We start from the raw sequence: 18,058 nt of genomic DNA on the forward strand, positions 1-18,058 counted from the left end.
GCTAAAATCAACCCTTCTTTCTTTTGAGAGAAGGGTTTTTTAATATCATTATATTGACTAATTTTACATTATTCGATATAATATAGCTATATCATGTATGTAAATAGAGGAAAAATATTAAAAAAGTTTAACTATTACTATTAACAGGAGGGGTTTACTTTCAGGTCTGTTAGTAGAATCAAAAAAAGTAGAGTGGGGGTAATATGGTCAGATTAAAAGTTTGTGAGGTTATGTATCAAGATGGAGAAGGAAATAAAGTAACTGAATTGGCTTTGAAACCATTAGTTTTTTGGGATAGTTGGACAGAAGAAGAGATAAGAAAGTTTAATTTTATAAGGCATCACTTAGGAGTGCCAGGAGAAGGTAGCTATAATTGGAGTATGGAGAACTGTATTTCAGGAAGAAAATTAAATTTAAAAGTGGATCAAGAAGTTTTAATTACTGAACTATATGAGCTAGTTCAAAAAGAGATGTTTGATCAGTCTGTAGCTTTATAGAAATTCAAAACCCGCTGAAAAGCGGGTTTTATATATTTTGTATATATTATAGGGGATTATTTAAATAAGAATACTAATATAAGTATTAATTTAATTTCTTAGTTAATTCAATAATTTCTTCTTTAGATAGATTGTATTTTTGTTTATATTTTGATATTAATTCTTGTTTGAACTTCTTGACTTCAAAATCTTTATATTTACCTTTCATAAGTGTTAATGTTGCCTCCTTTGGTAAATATTTTAAAATATCTAACTATATTATACAAAAAAGGATACAATATGTCAAAACAACTAAAATTATTTTATTGTTTCACAAAAAAAGAGCGGGAATGATTTAACTGAGTTGCCAATTGGCAACTCAGTTTTTTTATCATTAAGGAAATTATGCTTTTTAGAGGTGTGGGTGAATTTTACTAGTTTGTATTTGTTGGTTTTACTTAAACTCATTCTTAGACTTTAACTGAGTTGCCGGAGGCAACTTTTTTATAGTTTAGTTCCGGCTGGAATTGGAGTAGCAGTTGGAACATCTATGACTAATGGTTCAGATGAATTTTTATTTTCTAATAAAATTTCTTTAAGTTGTTCAGGATTTTCTACTTTAAATCCTTTTACTCCACAAGCTTTTGCTAGTTTAACAAAATCAGGATTGTTCAAATTTACTTCAGTAGGTGCTAAGTCTGCAGTTACCATCTTATTATGTTCCATTGCTAGCATACCATTATTTAAAATGATGATGCGAACAGGAATATTATATTTGCTGGCAGTTAGCATTTCTCCTAAGAACATTGAGATGCCACCATCACCAATTATAGAAGTTACTGGAGTATCGGGATTGTTGATTTTGGCTGCTAAAGCTGCTGGTAGGCTAAAGCCCATTGTTCTCCAAGTTCCTGATAGGAGTAGTTCTTGACAGCGATTACCAAAAAACTTCCCAAACCAAATTGTGTTATCTCCGGAGTCAACAGAGATGATTTCATCTGGGCAAGCTTGCTCACTGATCACTCTAATCACTGCCTGAGGAGGTAGTGGATACCCTTCTTGATGGCTTTCTGCACTCAGTCTCTCAAACCAAGTTGTTCGAGCTTGATTTATTTTATCTGTCCAATTTTGATTTTCTTTCCCTGTAAGCTCAGTGAGTAATAGCTGGAGTGATTCTTTTATCTCACCAACAACCCCTACTTCGATTGGGTGTTTCATTCCGATATTTTCTTTGCAGAGGTCAAATTGAATGACTTTAGGTTCTCTAGGGACATAGTCCATTGGCCACCATGTTGCTCCTAGAGTAATTATTAGATCAGCTTGTTGTAGTATTTCAGTAGCTTCTGGACTTCCTGCATGGCCTAGCCCTCCTAGTGATTGAGGAATATCATATTCAATGATTCCTGTAGCAGGTAATGTATTGATCAATCCTGCCTTTATTTTAGAAGCAAGTTCTATTAATTCTTCTCGACAATTTCTAGCTCCTCTACCATAGAGAATAACAGGTTGCTTTGCTTGTTCAATCAATTGACTTGCTTGTTTAATTGTATCTTGTTCAGATCTCTCCGTTTTATCTAAGTGAGGAGGATATTTTCTAATTTGAGCATTGGTCTGTTGATCCCATAGATCCATAGGGATGACTAACTGGCTGACTCCCCCCTTGTTGATAGCTAAAGACATTGCTTTGACTAATAAGTCTACAATTGATTCTGGATTGGTTACTATATCCGAAAAGACAGTCAACGGTCTAATTAATTCTAATTGATCTAAATATTGTTTATAATTAGTACCTATGTTGTAGGTAGGAACCTGTCCAGTTATTAATAAAACTGGAGTTTTATCAGCATGAGCATCTGCAATTCCGTTAATAATATTTGCTGTTCCAGGTCCACTATGGGAAGCACAAACAGCTAACTCTCCTGTCAGTTTAGCTTCTGCAGAAGCCATAAATCCAGCAGTAGCTTCATGCTTAGTTGTATATAAATTCAATTCCGATTCTTCTAATTCAGCGAATAATTTTAGGATTGTATCACCAGCATAACTATAGATATTTTGGACTTTAAATTCTTGTAATTGCTCGATTAAGATTTGGCTTACCTTTTTTTGATTCATAATCGACCTCCTTCTAAAAATATGATACCTAGTTTGATTTGATGCTATTCATATAGTGATATTAAGTTTGAGTTTAAGGCTAAGTTTAAGTAAAAGCTCAACTTTAATCTCAAAGTTAAACTTAGCCTGTATATTTTTTGATAATAATTTCCATAATAGTTAATACTAGATGATATAAGGAGGTCATCGTATGGAAGATCTATCTAAAAACACAATGACAAACTATGAAGAATATGTCAACTCTGGGTTGGCTAGATTGTTTAAGTTTATGGGTTTAGATAAGGTTGAATGGGAAGCAGAAGGAGTAACTGTTAAGGATATAACAGGAGAGGAGTATCTAGATTGTTTAGGAGGTTATGGAACTTTTGTTTTAGGTCATAGGCCACCAAAGGTAGTGGAAGCTGTTAAGGAACAGTTGGACTTAATGCCTCTTTCCTCTAAGATATTGCTCAACCAGCCCTTGTCTCAGTTGGCTGAGGAGTTGGCCGAGATTACTCCGGGGGATTTAAAGTATTCATTTGTTTGTAATAGTGGAACTGAAGCAGTAGAAGGTGCTTTAAAGTTAGCTAGGTTAGCAACTGGAAAATCAAAAATAATTACTACTGAAAATTCATTTCATGGGAAATCATATGGAGCATTAAGTGTTACTGGGAGAAAGGTCTTTAGAAAGCCTTTTGAGCCATTATTATCTGAAATTGAATTTATTCCCTTTGGAGACTTAGAAGCATTAGAACATGAGATTGATCATCAAACAGCAGCGGTAATTCTTGAGCCGATTCAGGGGGAAGGTGGAATTATTCTTCCTCCTAAAGATTATTTGTCGCAAGCAAGAGAGTTATGTGATAAGTATGGAGCTTTATTAATTTTAGATGAAATTCAGACTGGGTTAGGAAGGACCGGAAGGATGTTTGCCTGTCAACATTATGGAGTTACCCCTGATATTTTAACTCTTGCTAAGGCATTAGGAGGCGGGGTAATGCCAGTAGGAGCGGTTGTGGCTACTGCTGATCTGTGGAAAGTCTTTAATCAAAACCCTTTCTTACATACATCTACTTTTGGAGGAAATCAGTTAGCTTGTAAAGCAGCTTTAACTACATTAAGGGAAGTACAAAATAGGAATTTAGTCAGCTCTGCTCAAAAATTAGGAGATTATTTATTAGAGAATTTAAAGCAGTTAGCAACAAAGTATTCTAGTGTTATTCAAGAAGTAAGGGGGAAAGGGTTAATGATTGGAGTTGAATTTAAAGATGAATCATACGGGGGGTTATTAATTTCTGAGTTAGTTAAAGAGAATATCTTAGTAGCTTATACTTTAAATCAACAGAAGGTAGTTCGTTTAGAACCACCTTTGATTATCAAAAGAGAAGAATTAGATTTGATTTTGACAAAATTTGAGCGAGCATTGAGTAAAGTGATTGAGTTGGCCAGTTAAGGAGAGGGGGAAAAGTATGCCTACGGTAAAAGAGAGTATAGTTGTTCAAGGAGATATTGAACAAGCTTATCAGTTAGCTAAAGATATGGAATCGTATCCTGATTTTATGCCCAATGTGATTAATGTTGATCTTGTAAAAGAGGCCAAGAATGAAACTATCACAAGTTGGATTACTGAGGTTGATGGGAAGAAGATTTGTTGGAAGGAGCGGGATATTTTTAATGATGCAGAGTATGAGATAATCTATCAACAGTTGAGTGGAGATTTAAAGGAGTTCAATGGAAGATGGAAATTAGAATCTCTTGCTCAGGGAACAAAGATTAGCCTGACAGTCAATTTTGAATTTGGAATTCCGATGTTGTCATCTTTGTTGCATCCTATTTTGAAGAAGAAGGTTGCTAATAATAGCCGAAGTATGTTGGAAGCAATTAAGAAACAGATTGAAAGTGATAGTAGACAGTGTTCTTAAGTAATCAGCTGTCAGTAATCAGTTATCAGTAAAATTATAAGATCAAGTTCGTTAAGAACTTTTGAATTAAATGGTTTTGAACTTGCTGATTACTGATTACTGGTTTCTGATAACCATTAATACAAATTACTATATTATACCAATCTAATCGGATATTTATAATAGTTTTGAATGAGAATAACTAGTAATTAGTTTTAAAATATGTTACAATTGTTTGATGTAGCTTTGATGATTTTAGGGTAATTGATTATATTTTGTATAGAATTGATAATCTTACTTTTAATTTAAATTAGTAGTTGTAAAAATATTAGTAGCAAGGGATAGGTGAAGTATGACATTAGAAAAATTTACTCAAGGGACGAAAGAGGAACTCTCTAATTGGTTTGAGGCTATAGTTGATTCGGTTTATAATGGAATTGTGGCTATAGATAATAAGCAACAGGTAATTTTTTTTAATCGGGCCAGTGAAAAATTATTAGGAATTAAGAAAGAAGAAGCTTTAGGTCAAAAGGTTATGGAGGTTATTCCTGAGACTGGATTAGTTAATGTTTTACAGACAGGGCTTAAGGAGACAGGACAGCAGTTAAAGGTAAATGGAAGAGAGATTTATTCTAATCGAACCCCTATTATATATGACGATAAGGTTATAGGGGCAATTGCTGTTTTTCAGGATATTACCGAGATTGTTGAGACTAAACAGAAGTTAGAAGAGACAGAAAATGATTTAGAGATTTTAGAAACGATTTTGGATAATGCTTATGAAGGAATTATTATTGTTGATCGAGATGGTTACATAACTAAATTTAATAAGGCTTATCAAAATTTTTTAGGACTTAAGGAAGAAGAAGTTTTAGGAGAACATGTTACGGATGTTATTGAGAATACTAGAATGCATATAGCAGTTAAGACTGGAGAAGCTGAAGAAGATCATGTACAAAGGATTCAAGGTCATGATATGATAGCTAGTAGAATTCCGATTAAAAAAGATGGCCAAGTAATTGGAGCAATAGGAAAAGTGTTGTTTCAAGATGTTAAGGAATTGGAGTCGTTGGCCCATAGAACAGGTAGTTTAAAAGATAGATTTGATTATTATAAAAATGAAATTAAGAGGATGCAAGAGGCTAAATATTCTTTTGATAATATAATTACTCAAAATAAGCAGATGAAATACCTAAAGAAGATAGCTATGAAGGCAGCAGAAAGTAGTTCGACAGTTTTAATTCAGGGAGAAAGTGGTACAGGAAAGGAGCTTTTTGCTCATGCGATCCATAAGGCCAGTTATCGAAAGTATGGAGCTTTTATTAGAGTTAATTGTGCTGCTATTCCAGAGTCGTTGTTGGAAGCAGAGTTGTTTGGTTATGAGAAGGGGGCTTTTACCGGAGCCAAAAAGCAAGGAAAGCCTGGAAAGTTTGAGCTTGCTAATGGTGGGACTATCTTTTTAGATGAAATAGGGACGATGCCGACAGAGATGCAGGCTAAGTTATTGCGAGTATTGCAGGAACGAGAGGTTGAACGAATAGGTGGCACAACGACGATTGATTTAGATGTTAGGGTTATAGCAGCTACTAATGAGAAGTTAGGGGAAGAGGTAAAAGAAGGTAACTTTAGGCAGGATCTATTTTATCGATTGAATGTAATTAGATTACAGATTCCTCCTTTACGAGAGCGGCTAGATGATATACCGATTTTGGCTAATGCTATTTTGAAAGAGTTAGTTAAGGAGTTGCAACTTGGCCCTAAAGAGTTGGCCCCACAAACGATTAATAGCTTGAGAAATTATAGTTGGCCCGGGAATGTTAGGGAATTGCATAATTTTATTGAACGAGCAATTAATATTTCTCCAGAGAAGATGATCTTACCTGAACATTTACCAGAGGTGATTCGACCAAGTGATAAATCAATCATGGCAAGGGATAGCTGGAATTTGAAACAGATAGTTGCTGAGGCTGAAACACGGGCAATTAAACAAGCTCTAAAGCAGACTGATGGGAATCGAACAGCAGCAGCTGAGCTATTAGGAATTCATAGAACTTCTTTATACAAAAAAATAGATCGTTATCAGATAGACATGTCTAAAGTTTAGGCATGTCTATTTTTTAATTAGATGGTTAATTGTTGATTGAAGAACATAAAAGGTGATGTATATAAAAATCAACACAATAAAATAGTGTATATTTTATGACACACCAAAGATAAACTTGATTAATGGTGATATAAGAGGAAAGATGTCGTGTTGCAGAGTATAGACTAATTTTTATGGACGATAGATGTATATTATTTTCTACAAAAGGTAGCTGATTGCTTTTTTTCATTATTATCAAATTCTGATTTGTCTTGCAATTGAAGATTTTTAAAAGGATAAATCCCTGATTTGATAGGTTTCAAATATTTTTTTTGGGAAAATTAAAACTTTGGCATTTAAATTGCATTGTATATTTAGCGGTTATGGATTCAGTTATGGTTTATTATAAGTAGTTAAGAGTATAAGAGTAGCTGAGAATAGTCAAGATTATAAGAGATAAACTAACCGAATTATAAAATTCTTGAGTTAGAAGTTTGTATCGGTAGAAAAAAACACTTTAGAATTTAATAAGGGGGCTATAATAAGATGGCTAAAAAGAGTAAGGTTACTGAAGTTGATGAAGCATTAAATTATATTAAAGATGATATGACTGTTGTTACAGGAGGTTTTGTAGGATTTGGTCACCCAGAAGAGATTACTGCTGCATTAGGAGAAAGATTTGTTGAAACTCAATCTCCTAAAGATTTAACTTTGGTATATGCAGCGGGCCAAGGGGATGGAAAGAAGAGAGGATTAAATCACTTGACCCATGAGGGCTTGATTAAGCGAGTAATCGGTGGACACTGGGGGTTAGCTCCTGGATTAGGAAAGTTAGCTAATGAAAATAAGATAGAAGGGTATAACTTTCCTCAAGGTGTAATTACTCATTTATTTAGAGATATTGCGGCTGGCAAACCGGGGACTATTACTCACGTTGGTTTGAAGACATTGGCTGATCCTAGAGTGCAAGGTGGAAAGGTAAATGAAGTTACAACAGAAGATTTAGTAGAGTTGATGGAAATTGATGGAGAAGAATGGTTGAGATATAAGCCTTTTTCAGTAGATGTAGCGATCTTGAGAGGAACAACTGCTGATGAAAAGGGTAATATCAGTATGGAAAAGGAAGCAATGCCTTTGACAGCTCTATCAATCGCTCAAGCAGCTAAAAATTCTGGCGGCAAGGTCATTGTACAGGTAGAACGGGTTGTGCAAAATGGAAGTTTAGATCCTAAGTTAGTTAAAGTACCAGGGATCTTAGTCGATGCTGTAGTTGTTGCAAAAGATGCTAAAAATCATATGCAGTCGTTTGCTGAAGATTATAATCCTGCTTATACAGGAGAGGTAAAAGTACCACTTGAATCAATAAAACCTTTAGCATTGAACGAAAGAAAGGTTATAGCTAGAAGAGCAGCAATGGAATTGACACCTAATGCTGTAGTTAATCTAGGGATTGGAGTACCAGAAGGTATTGCGTCTGTTGCTTCTGAGGAAGGTGTCAGTGATGAGATGAACTTAACAGTAGAGTCTGGGCCAATCGGTGGAATTCCTGTTGGAGGTTTGAGCTTTGGAGCTGCTGTTAACCCTGAGGCTATTGTAGATCAGCCTTATCAGTTTGATTTTTATGATGGTGGTGGTCTTGATGTTGCATTTTTAGGACTTGCTCAAGCTGATCAGACTGGAAATGTAAATGTCAGTAAGTTTGGCCCTAAGATAGCTGGTGTAGGTGGTTTTATTAATATTACTCAAAATGCAGAAAAGGTAGTTTATTGTGGAACTTTCACTGCTGGTGGATTAGAAGTAGAAGTAAAAGATAATAAGTTGAATATAGTCTCTGAAGGAAAGATCACAAAGTTTTTAGAAGAGGTTGAGCAGATCTCATTTAGTGGAGAGTATGCTACTGAAGAAGGTCAGGAAGTAATTTATATTACAGAACGAGCTGTCTTTGAATTAGCAGATGAAAAGATAATCTTAACAGAGATTGCTCCTGGAATTGACCTTGAAAAAGATATTTTAGGTCAAATGGATTTCAAACCTGAGATAGCAGATGATTTAAAAGAGATGAATTTAACTATTTTTAAAGATGATTTAATGGGATTAACTATTGAATAAATTTTTTACTAGCTTGTACAAATAATAAAATCAAGGGGGATAAACTAATGGATTTATCTTTAATTGGAATTATAATTGGATTAGCAGGATTGATGTATGCCTGTATGAAGGGTTTAAGTATTATCATTGCTGCACCTATATTCTCTTTAGTTGTTGCAGGAACTGGTGGATTACCATTATTAGAAGCATTTCTAGAAACATTTATGGGTGGAGCAGTTGGCTATATCCAATCTTTCTTCCCGATGTTCATGTTAGGAGCAGTTTTCGGTAAGATAATGGAAGATACTGGAGCAGCTTCAGCAGTTGGTAATTGGGTAATCGATAAAATTGGTTCTGATAAAGCCATCTTAGCAGTTGTTGCAGCTTGTGGTGTGTTGACTTATGGTGGTATTAGTTTATTTGTTGTGGTCTTTACGATGTATCCGCTAGCAATGGGAATCTTTAAAGAAGCTGACTTACCAAGGAGATTGATTCCAGGTTGTATTGCCTTAGGTGCATTTACTTTTACAATGACAGCGATTCCTGGTACTCCTCAAATTCAGAATATTATTCCGACTGAATTTTTTGGTACTGATGCGATGGCAGCACCGATTATTGGTTTAGTAGGTGCTCTAATCATGGCAGTTGGAGGAGTGATGTATCTAAATCGTGAGGCAAGAAAGGCTAAAGCAGCTGGAGAGTATTTTGAAGTAGGGGATGCTGAAGAGTTTGAGGAAGTTTCTGCAGATGAATTACCGAGTTTTGCTTTGTCAATCCTGCCGTTAATCAGTGTTGTCTTCTTATTAAATGTTTTTGGAATGGATATTAATGTTGCTTTATTCTGGGGTGTTATTATAGCTATTGTCCTATTATGGAATAAGTTAGAGACTTTAGATCAGCTTAAGGAGACAGTTAATACTGGTGCTACTGGTTCATTGACTGCAATAATGAATACAGGGCTTGCTGTAGGATTTGGTTCAGTAGTACAGGCAGTGCCAGGTTTTGATACTATGGTAGAAGGATTGACTCGGTTTACTTTTGGAAACCCATACCTTTATGGAGTAATTTCAACTAATGCATTGGCTGGAGCAACAGGTTCGGCTTCTGGTGGAATGAGTATCGCTTTAGAAGCTTTATCTGACTCTTTTCTGGCGATGGGTGGAAATCCTGAGATGCTTCACAGATCAATTGCTTTAGCATCTGGAGGATTAGATGTTTTACCTCACAATGGAGCAGTAGTTACTTTATTGATTGTTTGTGGCTTAACTCATAAAGATTCTTATAAAGATATTTTTGTAGTAGCATTAGCAATTCCAGTTCTTGCTGGATTGGTTGGAGTATTACTTGCTACGATGGGAATTGCGTAGGAAGTAGTGATTGGTGCCTGGGGACTAGTGATTAGTAATTGGTGACTAGTAATTAGTAAGTAAAACATGAATGATGAAAGTTAGTTATTTAAAGATAGAAAGTTGGTTATTATAAGAAAAATAAGACTAATAATGGAGGCGAAAATTATGAGATTAGAAGGAAAAGTTGCAATTATAACTGGAGCTGCGAAAGGGATTGGAGAGGAGACTGCCCTTACTTTTGCTCGAGAAGGAGCTAAGGTAGTTGTAGCAGATTATGATGCTGAAAGTGGTCAAAATACCGTAGATCAGATTACTGAAGCTGGCGGTGAAGCTATCTTTATTGAAGTAGATGTATCTGATGTTGAAGCTACTAAAGGAATGATTGATCAGACAGTTGAGGAATTCGGAAAGCTAGATGTTCTTGTTAATAATGCAGGAATAACTGCTGATGGATTCTTGATTAAGACGAGTGAAGAAGCTTGGGATAGAGTTATAGATATTAACTTAAAAGGTGTCTTTAACTGTACTAAGCCTGCAGCTAAGGTAATGATGAAGCAAAATTCTGGAGTAATTTTGAATGCTTCTTCTGTAGTAGGTCTTTATGGTAATATTGGACAGACTAATTATGCTGCTACTAAGTTTGGAGTAATCGGAATGACTAAGACTTGGGCCAAAGAATTAGCTCCAAAAGGTATTAGAGTTAATGCTGTGGCACCTGGTTTTATTCAAACTCCAATGACTGATGAAGTACCAGAGAAAGTATTGGGTGCGATGGAGAAGAAGACACCACTAAAGCAACTAGGAAAACCAGAGGATATTGCTAATGCTTATCTATATCTTGCTTCTGATGAAGCTTCCTTTGTTAATGGTGAAATTCTAAGTGTTGATGGTGGATTAGTTCTTGGGTAATTAAGTTTTAAGTATGAGCTATGAGTTATGAGCCTTGAGTTATAAACTCATTCTCTAAATTCATAGCTCAAAATAAAATGTCTTTCAAAAGTTATTTCCAATCTATTTTCTATAATTTTAATAAGGAGGAATAGTAATGAGAGAAGTTGTAGTTGCAAGTGCAGTTAGAACGGCTATTGGTAGTTTTGGTGGAACTTTAAAGAATGTAGAAGCTGTTGATTTAGGAGCAACAGTAATCGAAGAAGCATTAAAGAGGGCCAACGTAGCTGGAGAAGAAGTAAATGAAGTAATCTTCGGTAATGTATTACAAGCAGGCTTAGGTCAAAACCCAGCTCGTCAAGCATCAATCAAGGCAGGGTTACCGGTTGAAGTTCCAGCAGTAACGATCAATAAAGTTTGTGGTTCTGGTTTAAAGACAGTTAATATGGCTGCTCAAGCTATTAGAGCTGGTGATGGAGATATCTTTGTTGCTGGTGGAATGGAGAATATGAGCCAAGCTCCTTATGTCCACAAAAAAGCTCGTTGGGGAGAGAGAATGGGCAATGGAGAGCTAGTTGATGTCATGATTCAAGATGGATTATGGTGTGCATTCAATGATTATCATATGGGAATTACTGCTGAGAATGTAGCAGAAGAATACGGTTTGAGTCGAGAAGAACAAGATGAATTTGCAGCAATTAGTCAGCAGCGAGCAGAGAAAGCTCAAGCTGAAGATAGATTCCAAGATGAGATTGTACCAGTAGAGGTTCCTCAACGTAGAGGAGAGCCGATCACTTTTGCTAAGGATGAATATCCAAGAGCAGGGGTTACAGCAGAAGGCTTAGGTAAGTTACGTCCAGCCTTTAAGAAGGATGGTACAGTAACTGCAGCAAATGCTTCAGGACTTAATGATGGAGCAGCTGCATTGGTTATTATGTCTAAAGAAAAGGCAGAAGAGTTAGGGATCGAACCATTGGCTACAATTAAAGGTTATGCTTCAGCAGGAGTAGATCCTAAGATCATGGGAACTGGGCCAATCCCTTCTTCTCAAAAAGCATTGGAGAAGGCTGGATTGGAAGTAGATGATTTAGACTTGATCGAAGCTAATGAAGCTTTTGCATCTCAATCACTAGCGGTAGTTAGAGATTTAGGATTAGATACTGATATAGTAAATGTTAATGGTGGTTCTATCTCTTTAGGACACCCTATCGGTGCAAGTGGAGCAAGAATCTTTATTACGTTATTGCATGAGATGAAGAAGCGAGATTCTCAGTATGGACTAGCTACACTATGTATCGGTGGTGGACAAGGCGCTGCGACTGTCGTGAAGCGGTAAGAACACTACCTTTAAAGCATATATAACCGATATAGAAAATCATAATAAAAAATTAAATATTATCATCCGCTTACGGAGGGTTTCTGATTTTTGAAACCCGTAGGGAGCCTTTATGTGAAATGATAAAGATTCTAACTTACGAAAATTGAATTTTATTACAATTTAGGTTAAGTTTGAGTTTGAGTCTAAGTAAGAGCTAAGCCCTTATGTTTATAGTGGTTGACTTAAACTTAACCTCAGCCTTAAACTTAAGCTTTATATCAAGAAAAGCTTACCATAAAAAGATACAGCAACGGAGGGAGAACAAACAATGAGCGTTAGCGTAATAGGAACCTACCATTCTAAATTCGGTAAATCAGAAGATGACTTATATGATTTACTAGTTACAGCAGGAAAAGAAGCACTGAAAGATTCAGGTGTGGAAGCTAAGGATATAGGTGGAATTTGGATTGGAAACTATAGTGGTGGGGGGTTCAATAATCAAGAACATTTGGCCCCTTGTGCCCTTGATATTGATCCTGATTTAAGATTTACTCCTGCTACAAAAGTAGAGAATGCTTGTGCTTCTGGTGCAGCGGCTATCAAAGAAGCTAAAAATGCAATTGAAGCTGGTGAAGTGGATTATGCATTGGTAATTGGAGCAGAAAAGATGACGGATTTAGATACTAAAGGAGTTACTAAAACTCTTGCTAAAGCTTCTTATTGGCCCGAAGAAGGAGCAGAAGGAATGACATTCCCTGGTTTATTTGCTGAATTTGCTAAAGGATATAAGGAAAGACATGGCTTATCTGATCAAGATTTACGAACAATTTTGGCTAAGATAAGCGCTAAAAATCATACTAATGCACTGGTTAACCCTTTAGCTCAGATGCCGATGGAATGTAGTTATCAAGATATCTTAGATAAACCAGATGAGAAGAATCCAATGATTGCTTCACCATTACGATTACTTGATTGTTCTTTAGTTTCTGATGGTGCAGCAGCTGTTGTACTAACTACTGCTGACAAGGCCAAAGAGTTACAAGATGAAGTTGTAGAGCTATCAGCAATGGTTCAAGTTACAGATTATTTACCGATTAGTAAGAGATCTAATTCGGAGCTTGTGGGAACTAAAAAAGCAATTCAAGAAGTTTATGATCGAGCAGGGATTACTGTTGATGATCTAGATTTTGCTGAGGTTCATGACTGCTTTACGATTGCTGAGTTACTAGCTTATGAAGCAGTAGGAATTGCTGAAGATGGAGCAGGGCCAAAACTATTAGATAATGGAACGGTAATGGTTGATGGTGATCTGCCAGTAAATGCATCAGGTGGCTTGAAAGCCAAGGGACATCCAGTAGGAGCAACTGGGGTTTCGATGGCAGTCTTAGCTACTAGGCAGCTATTAGGAAATCCGATTGGTCATCAAGTAAAAGGAGCTGAGCTAGGGTTGGCCTTGAACTTTGGTGGTAGTGCAGTTAGTAATTATGCATCGGTCTTTAAACGGATAAGTTAGTTAGAAGATAAAGCAGACATTTTTATTTGAAATGTCTGCTTTATTCTTTGAGTTTTTATAAATAAATGATGGATAATGCCAAAAGATATTATTGTTTATTTAAGAAATAGCCTAAATATTAAGAATTATTCTTAAAAGGTTTACTTTTTATAGAAATATGTTAGAATAGGGATGATTGGTCTGATTGTTAGAATTGATTAAAAAATAAACTAAAAGATTTCAGGGGGAGAAAAATGAAAAAACTATTAAATAAGACACGGCAAATAAATAAGCTATTACAACGTTCTGTTAATCGAGAAATTGACTTTAATGAGGTAGCAAATATTTTAAAAAGGGTTATCAAAGCAAATGTTTATTTAGTTGATAAGCGAGGAAAAATTTTAGGGTTTAATTTACTTGCTAAGTTTGAATGTGAATTAATGCATCAAGAGGTTATTGATCGAGGAGAATTTCCTGAAGATTATAATGATTGGTTATTAGATCATTATGATACGCAAGCAAATTATAGGCAAACAAGTAGTAACTGTGTCTTTAAGGATGAGGTTTGTATCTTTAAAAATAAGCTGACAACAGTTGTTCCTATTAATGGTAGTGGAGAGAGGTTAGGGACTTTAGTTATAGCTAGATTTGATAATGAGTTTGAAAGTAGTGACTTATTATTAGCTGAATATGGTGCAGCAGTGGTAGGAATGGAAATTTTGAGGTTGAAAAATAAAAAGATGGAAAAGGAAGTTCGCCAACGGGCAGCTGCTAAGATTGCGATAGAGACTTTATCTTATTCTGAATTAGATGCTATTTATAATATTTTAAAGGAAGTAGAAGGAGAAGAAGGGTTATTAGTAGCAAGTAAGATTGCTGATAGAATTGGGATTACTCGCTCAGTAATTGTTAATGCTTTAAGGAAGTTTGAAAGTGCAGGAGTAATTAAATCAAGGTCTCTAGGAATGAAAGGAACACATATTAAGATCTTAAATAAACAGGTAGTTGATCATCTAGAGAAAGCACAGATTTAGATTTTATAAAGAAAATTTTAGAAATAATAGCAGGTAATCAAGTTAACTATAGAGAAATTAATTAATACATCTGCAAGTGAAGGATTACACAACAGTTGGGTTGCAAAACTCAACTGTATTTGTTATTATTTTATTTTAAGATAATCTTTTTAGAATAATTGCTTTGCAGAAAGGAAATTGAGATGAAAAATTCTAAAAAAACGATTAAATTAGTTAATGAATTAATGGGTTTTTGTTATCAAGTTGGGATTAAGCATATTGAGATTGATGTTAAAGATGAACCTTCTCAAATGATAATTATTATCAGGGGGATGACAAAGAAGCTTGACAATGAAAGGTTAGAGGAAGCAAAGAGGTTGTTAAATACTCCTAGAGAAACACAGGTTGAAGAGTATTATTGGGAATTAGCAGGAGAAGACAATCAAGCTCAAAAATTAGCATTAGTAGGGCAGATGGTTGATCAAGCCGAAATAAATTATGAAAATAATAATTTAGAAATCAAAGTCTACAGAAAGGATGATTGATCAGGGAGAATATTATTAAATGCTCAGGAGGTGAATTTAAAATTGATGGAGGAAGTACAAGCTTTGGAATCATTAGTAGCAGTAGCTCCACTGCTGAATAAGTTTTACTTAGAAGAAGTAGCTGTTTATGTGGCAGATACTGAAAAAGTAATAGCTACTTACCCTAGTCCTAAATTAGATTTAGGGGTTAAAAAAGGAGATGTAGTTGATCCTGATTGGGGACTGGCTAAAGCAATGAATAAAGGCAGACGAGTAGTAATTGAGCAAGACGATTCAGTTTTAGGAATATCCTATATTTCTATTGGTAATCCAATCTATAATAATCAAGGTGAAATTATAGGTGGAATCAGTATTAATCAATCGACAAAAAAGAAGGATGGATTACTTGAAATATCTAATGAGCTGTTGGGAACTACAGAAGTAGTAGATCAGCAAGTAGAAGAAATTAATTTAGATGTTGAGGATATAATCAATATGGGAACAAAGTTGAGTGATATTTCACAGCAGACTGAAGATAGAGTAAAAAATACAGATGATATTATTAATATTATTAAAAATATTGCTAAGAAAACAAAGATGATAGGTATTAATGCTGGAATAGAAGCTGCTAGGGTGGGGCAAGCAGGTCAAGGGTTTGTAGTGGTAGCAGAAGAAATACAAGATTTGGCTACAAAGACTGCACAATCGACTTCAGAAATAGAAGTAACTTTAGAAGGTTTGGAGAAGATTACTGCAAGTTTGGATGATGTTTCTAAAAGGATAAATGAGATCAGTAAAGAACAATCTGAAGTTGTAAGTAAGATTGATGCTGAAATTGAAAATTTAAGTGAATTAGGCAATGTTGTTATTGAAATGTCAAAATCATTAGCAGAAGATGAGTATCAGTATGAATAATTATCTCTAAATAGGAGGGGTTACATGGAAAAGATTAAACCTGGCTTAAGTGGGACAGCTTCTACAAAAGTAACAGATCTGAATACTGCTAAAGAGTATAACAGTGGTAAGGTTGATGTTTATGCAACTCCAGCTATGATTGCTTTAATGGAGCAAGCAGCAACTAAAGCAGTTGAAGATTATTTGCCAGTGGGTAAAGCAACAGTTGGTACTAATGTTGAGGTTAAACATTTGACAGCTACTCCATTAGAGATGAAGGTAACAGCTAAAGCTGAGTTGATCGAGGTTGATGGCAGAAAGTTGATCTTTAAAGTTGAAGCTGAAGATGAGGTAGAAAAGATTGGAGCAGGTCGCCATGAACGGTTTATAATTGATTTGGATAAATTTCATCAACGAGCCCAAAAAAAGTCTAATTAAAATTTAATATAATGATAAAAAGCTTATCTTTTTAAGATAAGCTTTTTTATTTTGGCCCTACAAATTAGCTGAAAGTAATTTTCACCTTATCTATTGCATAAATTATAATAGTTATTTGAAGAAAGGATAGATATCATGAAAGAGGTAGTGAAGAAGGTTAAGAAAATGACTAAAAGCTTTACTACTTCCTCAAGGCAAACGATTATTGTGGGAGGGAGTGAAGTAGGAGTTCAACTAGCAGAGCGATTGATTCAAATGGGCCAAGATGTTGTGATGATTGAAGAAGATGCTCGATTACGAAAACAGATTCAAGAAAGGATAGATGTACTAACCTTACAAGGAGAAGGAACAGATTTAGATGTCTTAACTAAAGCAGGGATTGATAAGACTAACCTTTTGATTGCTCTTACTGGAGATGACCGGAAAAATTTATTGACAGGAATTTATGCCCAGCAGTTAGGAGTTAAAGATATAATTGTGCAAGTTAAGCAGATTAAAAATCTTGCTCCTAAGTTGCAATTAGATAAATTAGAACTTGATTTGGTGGTTAATCCTTCGGAGATGGTGATTAAACGAGTTAAGAACTTAATTAAGCCGGGGATGAAATTAGAAGTTGATCAATATCTAAATAAGAAGGTTCAGATTTCTGAATTTAAGATTTCTCATCAGAGTAATTTTGCTTATAATACTGTCAATGAGTTAAATTTGCCTGATAATTCATTAATTTTGGTCATTGCGAGGAAAGGAAGAGTAATTATTCCCCAAGGGAAGGATAAAATTTATCCAGGGGATAGTCTCTATATTATCTGTCCTAAAGGATTTAAGAAAAAGTTTGGTAGATTGTTGACCAACTATGCAGATGATAAAGAAAAGATTGTCTTGGTGGGAGAAGGAGAGGTTAATTATCAATTAGCTAAATCTTTTGCTTCTCACGCAGTTGTAACTATTATTGAGGAGGATTTAAAAAAGTGTGAAAGGCTAGCTGATAGTTTAGAAGATGTATTAGTTTTGCAGGGGTCAGGAGCAGATGTTGATCTCTTAAAAGAAGAAGGGGTAGCTAAAGCTGATGCATTTGTAGCGGTTACTGATGATGATGATGCGAATTTGGTGATGGCAGTTTTGGCTAAGAAGTTAGGGGTCAAAAAGTCGATAGCTGTAGTAGATAAGATTAATTATAGTTATTTAACAGAATTTCTGAGGATTGATCATATTATCTGCCCATCATTAATCACTATTGATACTATTTTGGATTTTTTACATCAGGGACAAGTTGACGGAATGGTTACTTTTGGAGGTCAGGTTAAATTCTCTAAAGTGACTTATGATAGACAGGGGATTACTAAGATAAAGGATTTAAATTTACCTACTGATTTAATTGTCGGTTTAATTTATCGGGGAAAAAAGGTAATTATTCCTACAGGAACTACTAGACTAGAACCTAAAGATGACTTACTGGTTTTTTCTTTAGCGACTAAAGAGGAGATTGAGCACTACTTTAAATAG

The 18,058-nt window shown here is 35.1% G+C and carries 15 protein-coding genes; 14 read left to right on the forward strand and 1 reads right to left on the reverse strand.

Annotated elements, in window-relative coordinates; genetic code table 11:
- The first annotated feature begins 203 nt into the window (after positions 1–203).
- The gene (locus tag MWH28_RS09785; protein ID WP_248619184.1) at positions 204–497 is read left to right on the forward strand and encodes a hypothetical protein; all 294 of its coding nucleotides are present in this window, start codon (positions 204–206) and stop codon (positions 495–497) included.
- A gap of 483 nt (positions 498–980) precedes the next feature.
- Here MWH28_RS09785 and MWH28_RS09790 read toward each other — a convergent pair whose 3' ends face one another.
- Positions 981–2,588, reverse strand: coding sequence for a thiamine pyrophosphate-binding protein (locus MWH28_RS09790; protein WP_248619185.1), 1,608 nt, complete (start codon positions 2,586–2,588; stop codon positions 981–983).
- A 190-nt stretch (positions 2,589–2,778) separates the two neighbouring features.
- Between MWH28_RS09790 and MWH28_RS09795 the strand changes: the two genes are divergently transcribed.
- From MWH28_RS09795 to trkA, 13 genes are all read left to right on the forward strand, one after another.
- On the forward strand, positions 2,779–4,020 hold the full coding sequence (locus MWH28_RS09795; RefSeq protein ID WP_248619186.1) for an aspartate aminotransferase family protein: 1,242 nt from the start codon (positions 2,779–2,781) through the stop codon (positions 4,018–4,020).
- A gap of 16 nt (positions 4,021–4,036) precedes the next feature.
- Positions 4,037–4,489: a type II toxin-antitoxin system RatA family toxin gene (locus MWH28_RS09800; protein ID WP_248619187.1), complete on the forward strand. Its 453-nt coding sequence runs from the start codon at positions 4,037–4,039 to the stop codon at positions 4,487–4,489.
- A 331-nt stretch (positions 4,490–4,820) separates the two neighbouring features.
- On the forward strand, positions 4,821–6,572 hold the full coding sequence (locus MWH28_RS09805) for a sigma-54 interaction domain-containing protein (RefSeq protein WP_248619188.1): 1,752 nt from the start codon (positions 4,821–4,823) through the stop codon (positions 6,570–6,572).
- Between the two features lie 525 nt (positions 6,573–7,097).
- Positions 7,098–8,660, forward strand: a complete 1,563-nt coding sequence (locus MWH28_RS09810; protein ID WP_248619189.1) for an acyl CoA:acetate/3-ketoacid CoA transferase — start codon at positions 7,098–7,100, stop codon at positions 8,658–8,660.
- A 47-nt stretch (positions 8,661–8,707) separates the two neighbouring features.
- Positions 8,708–10,006 carry a GntP family permease gene (locus MWH28_RS09815; RefSeq protein ID WP_248619190.1) on the forward strand — a complete coding sequence of 433 codons (1,299 nt, stop codon included), beginning with the start codon at positions 8,708–8,710 and terminating at the stop codon, positions 10,004–10,006.
- A 147-nt stretch (positions 10,007–10,153) separates the two neighbouring features.
- Positions 10,154–10,897 carry a 3-oxoacyl-ACP reductase FabG gene (gene fabG, locus MWH28_RS09820; protein ID WP_248619191.1) on the forward strand — a complete coding sequence of 248 codons (744 nt, stop codon included), beginning with the start codon at positions 10,154–10,156 and terminating at the stop codon, positions 10,895–10,897.
- A 136-nt stretch (positions 10,898–11,033) separates the two neighbouring features.
- On the forward strand, positions 11,034–12,212 hold the full coding sequence (locus MWH28_RS09825; protein WP_248619192.1) for an acetyl-CoA C-acetyltransferase: 1,179 nt from the start codon (positions 11,034–11,036) through the stop codon (positions 12,210–12,212).
- Positions 12,213–12,522: 310 nt separating this feature from the next.
- Entirely contained in the window at positions 12,523–13,707 is a 1,185-nt protein-coding gene (locus tag MWH28_RS09830; RefSeq protein ID WP_248619193.1) for a thiolase domain-containing protein, read from the forward strand.
- A 233-nt stretch (positions 13,708–13,940) separates the two neighbouring features.
- Positions 13,941–14,720 carry a GTP-sensing pleiotropic transcriptional regulator CodY gene (codY, locus tag MWH28_RS09835; protein ID WP_248619194.1) on the forward strand — a complete coding sequence of 260 codons (780 nt, stop codon included), beginning with the start codon at positions 13,941–13,943 and terminating at the stop codon, positions 14,718–14,720.
- A 182-nt stretch (positions 14,721–14,902) separates the two neighbouring features.
- Complete coding sequence (locus MWH28_RS09840) at positions 14,903–15,244, forward strand: hypothetical protein (RefSeq protein WP_248619195.1); 342 nt, start codon at positions 14,903–14,905, stop codon at positions 15,242–15,244.
- A 45-nt stretch (positions 15,245–15,289) separates the two neighbouring features.
- Positions 15,290–16,138: a methyl-accepting chemotaxis protein gene (locus MWH28_RS09845; protein ID WP_248619196.1), complete on the forward strand. Its 849-nt coding sequence runs from the start codon at positions 15,290–15,292 to the stop codon at positions 16,136–16,138.
- A 24-nt stretch (positions 16,139–16,162) separates the two neighbouring features.
- On the forward strand, positions 16,163–16,555 hold the full coding sequence (locus MWH28_RS09850) for a thioesterase family protein (RefSeq protein ID WP_248619197.1): 393 nt from the start codon (positions 16,163–16,165) through the stop codon (positions 16,553–16,555).
- A 135-nt stretch (positions 16,556–16,690) separates the two neighbouring features.
- A complete protein-coding gene (trkA, locus tag MWH28_RS09855; protein WP_248619198.1) occupies positions 16,691–18,058 on the forward strand; it encodes a Trk system potassium transporter TrkA in 1,368 nt (455 codons plus the stop codon).

Origin of the sequence: Natroniella sulfidigena, from assembly GCF_023223645.1 — a bacterium.
Taxonomy (GTDB): Bacteria; Bacillota; Halanaerobiia; order Halobacteroidales; family Halobacteroidaceae; genus Natroniella; species Natroniella sulfidigena.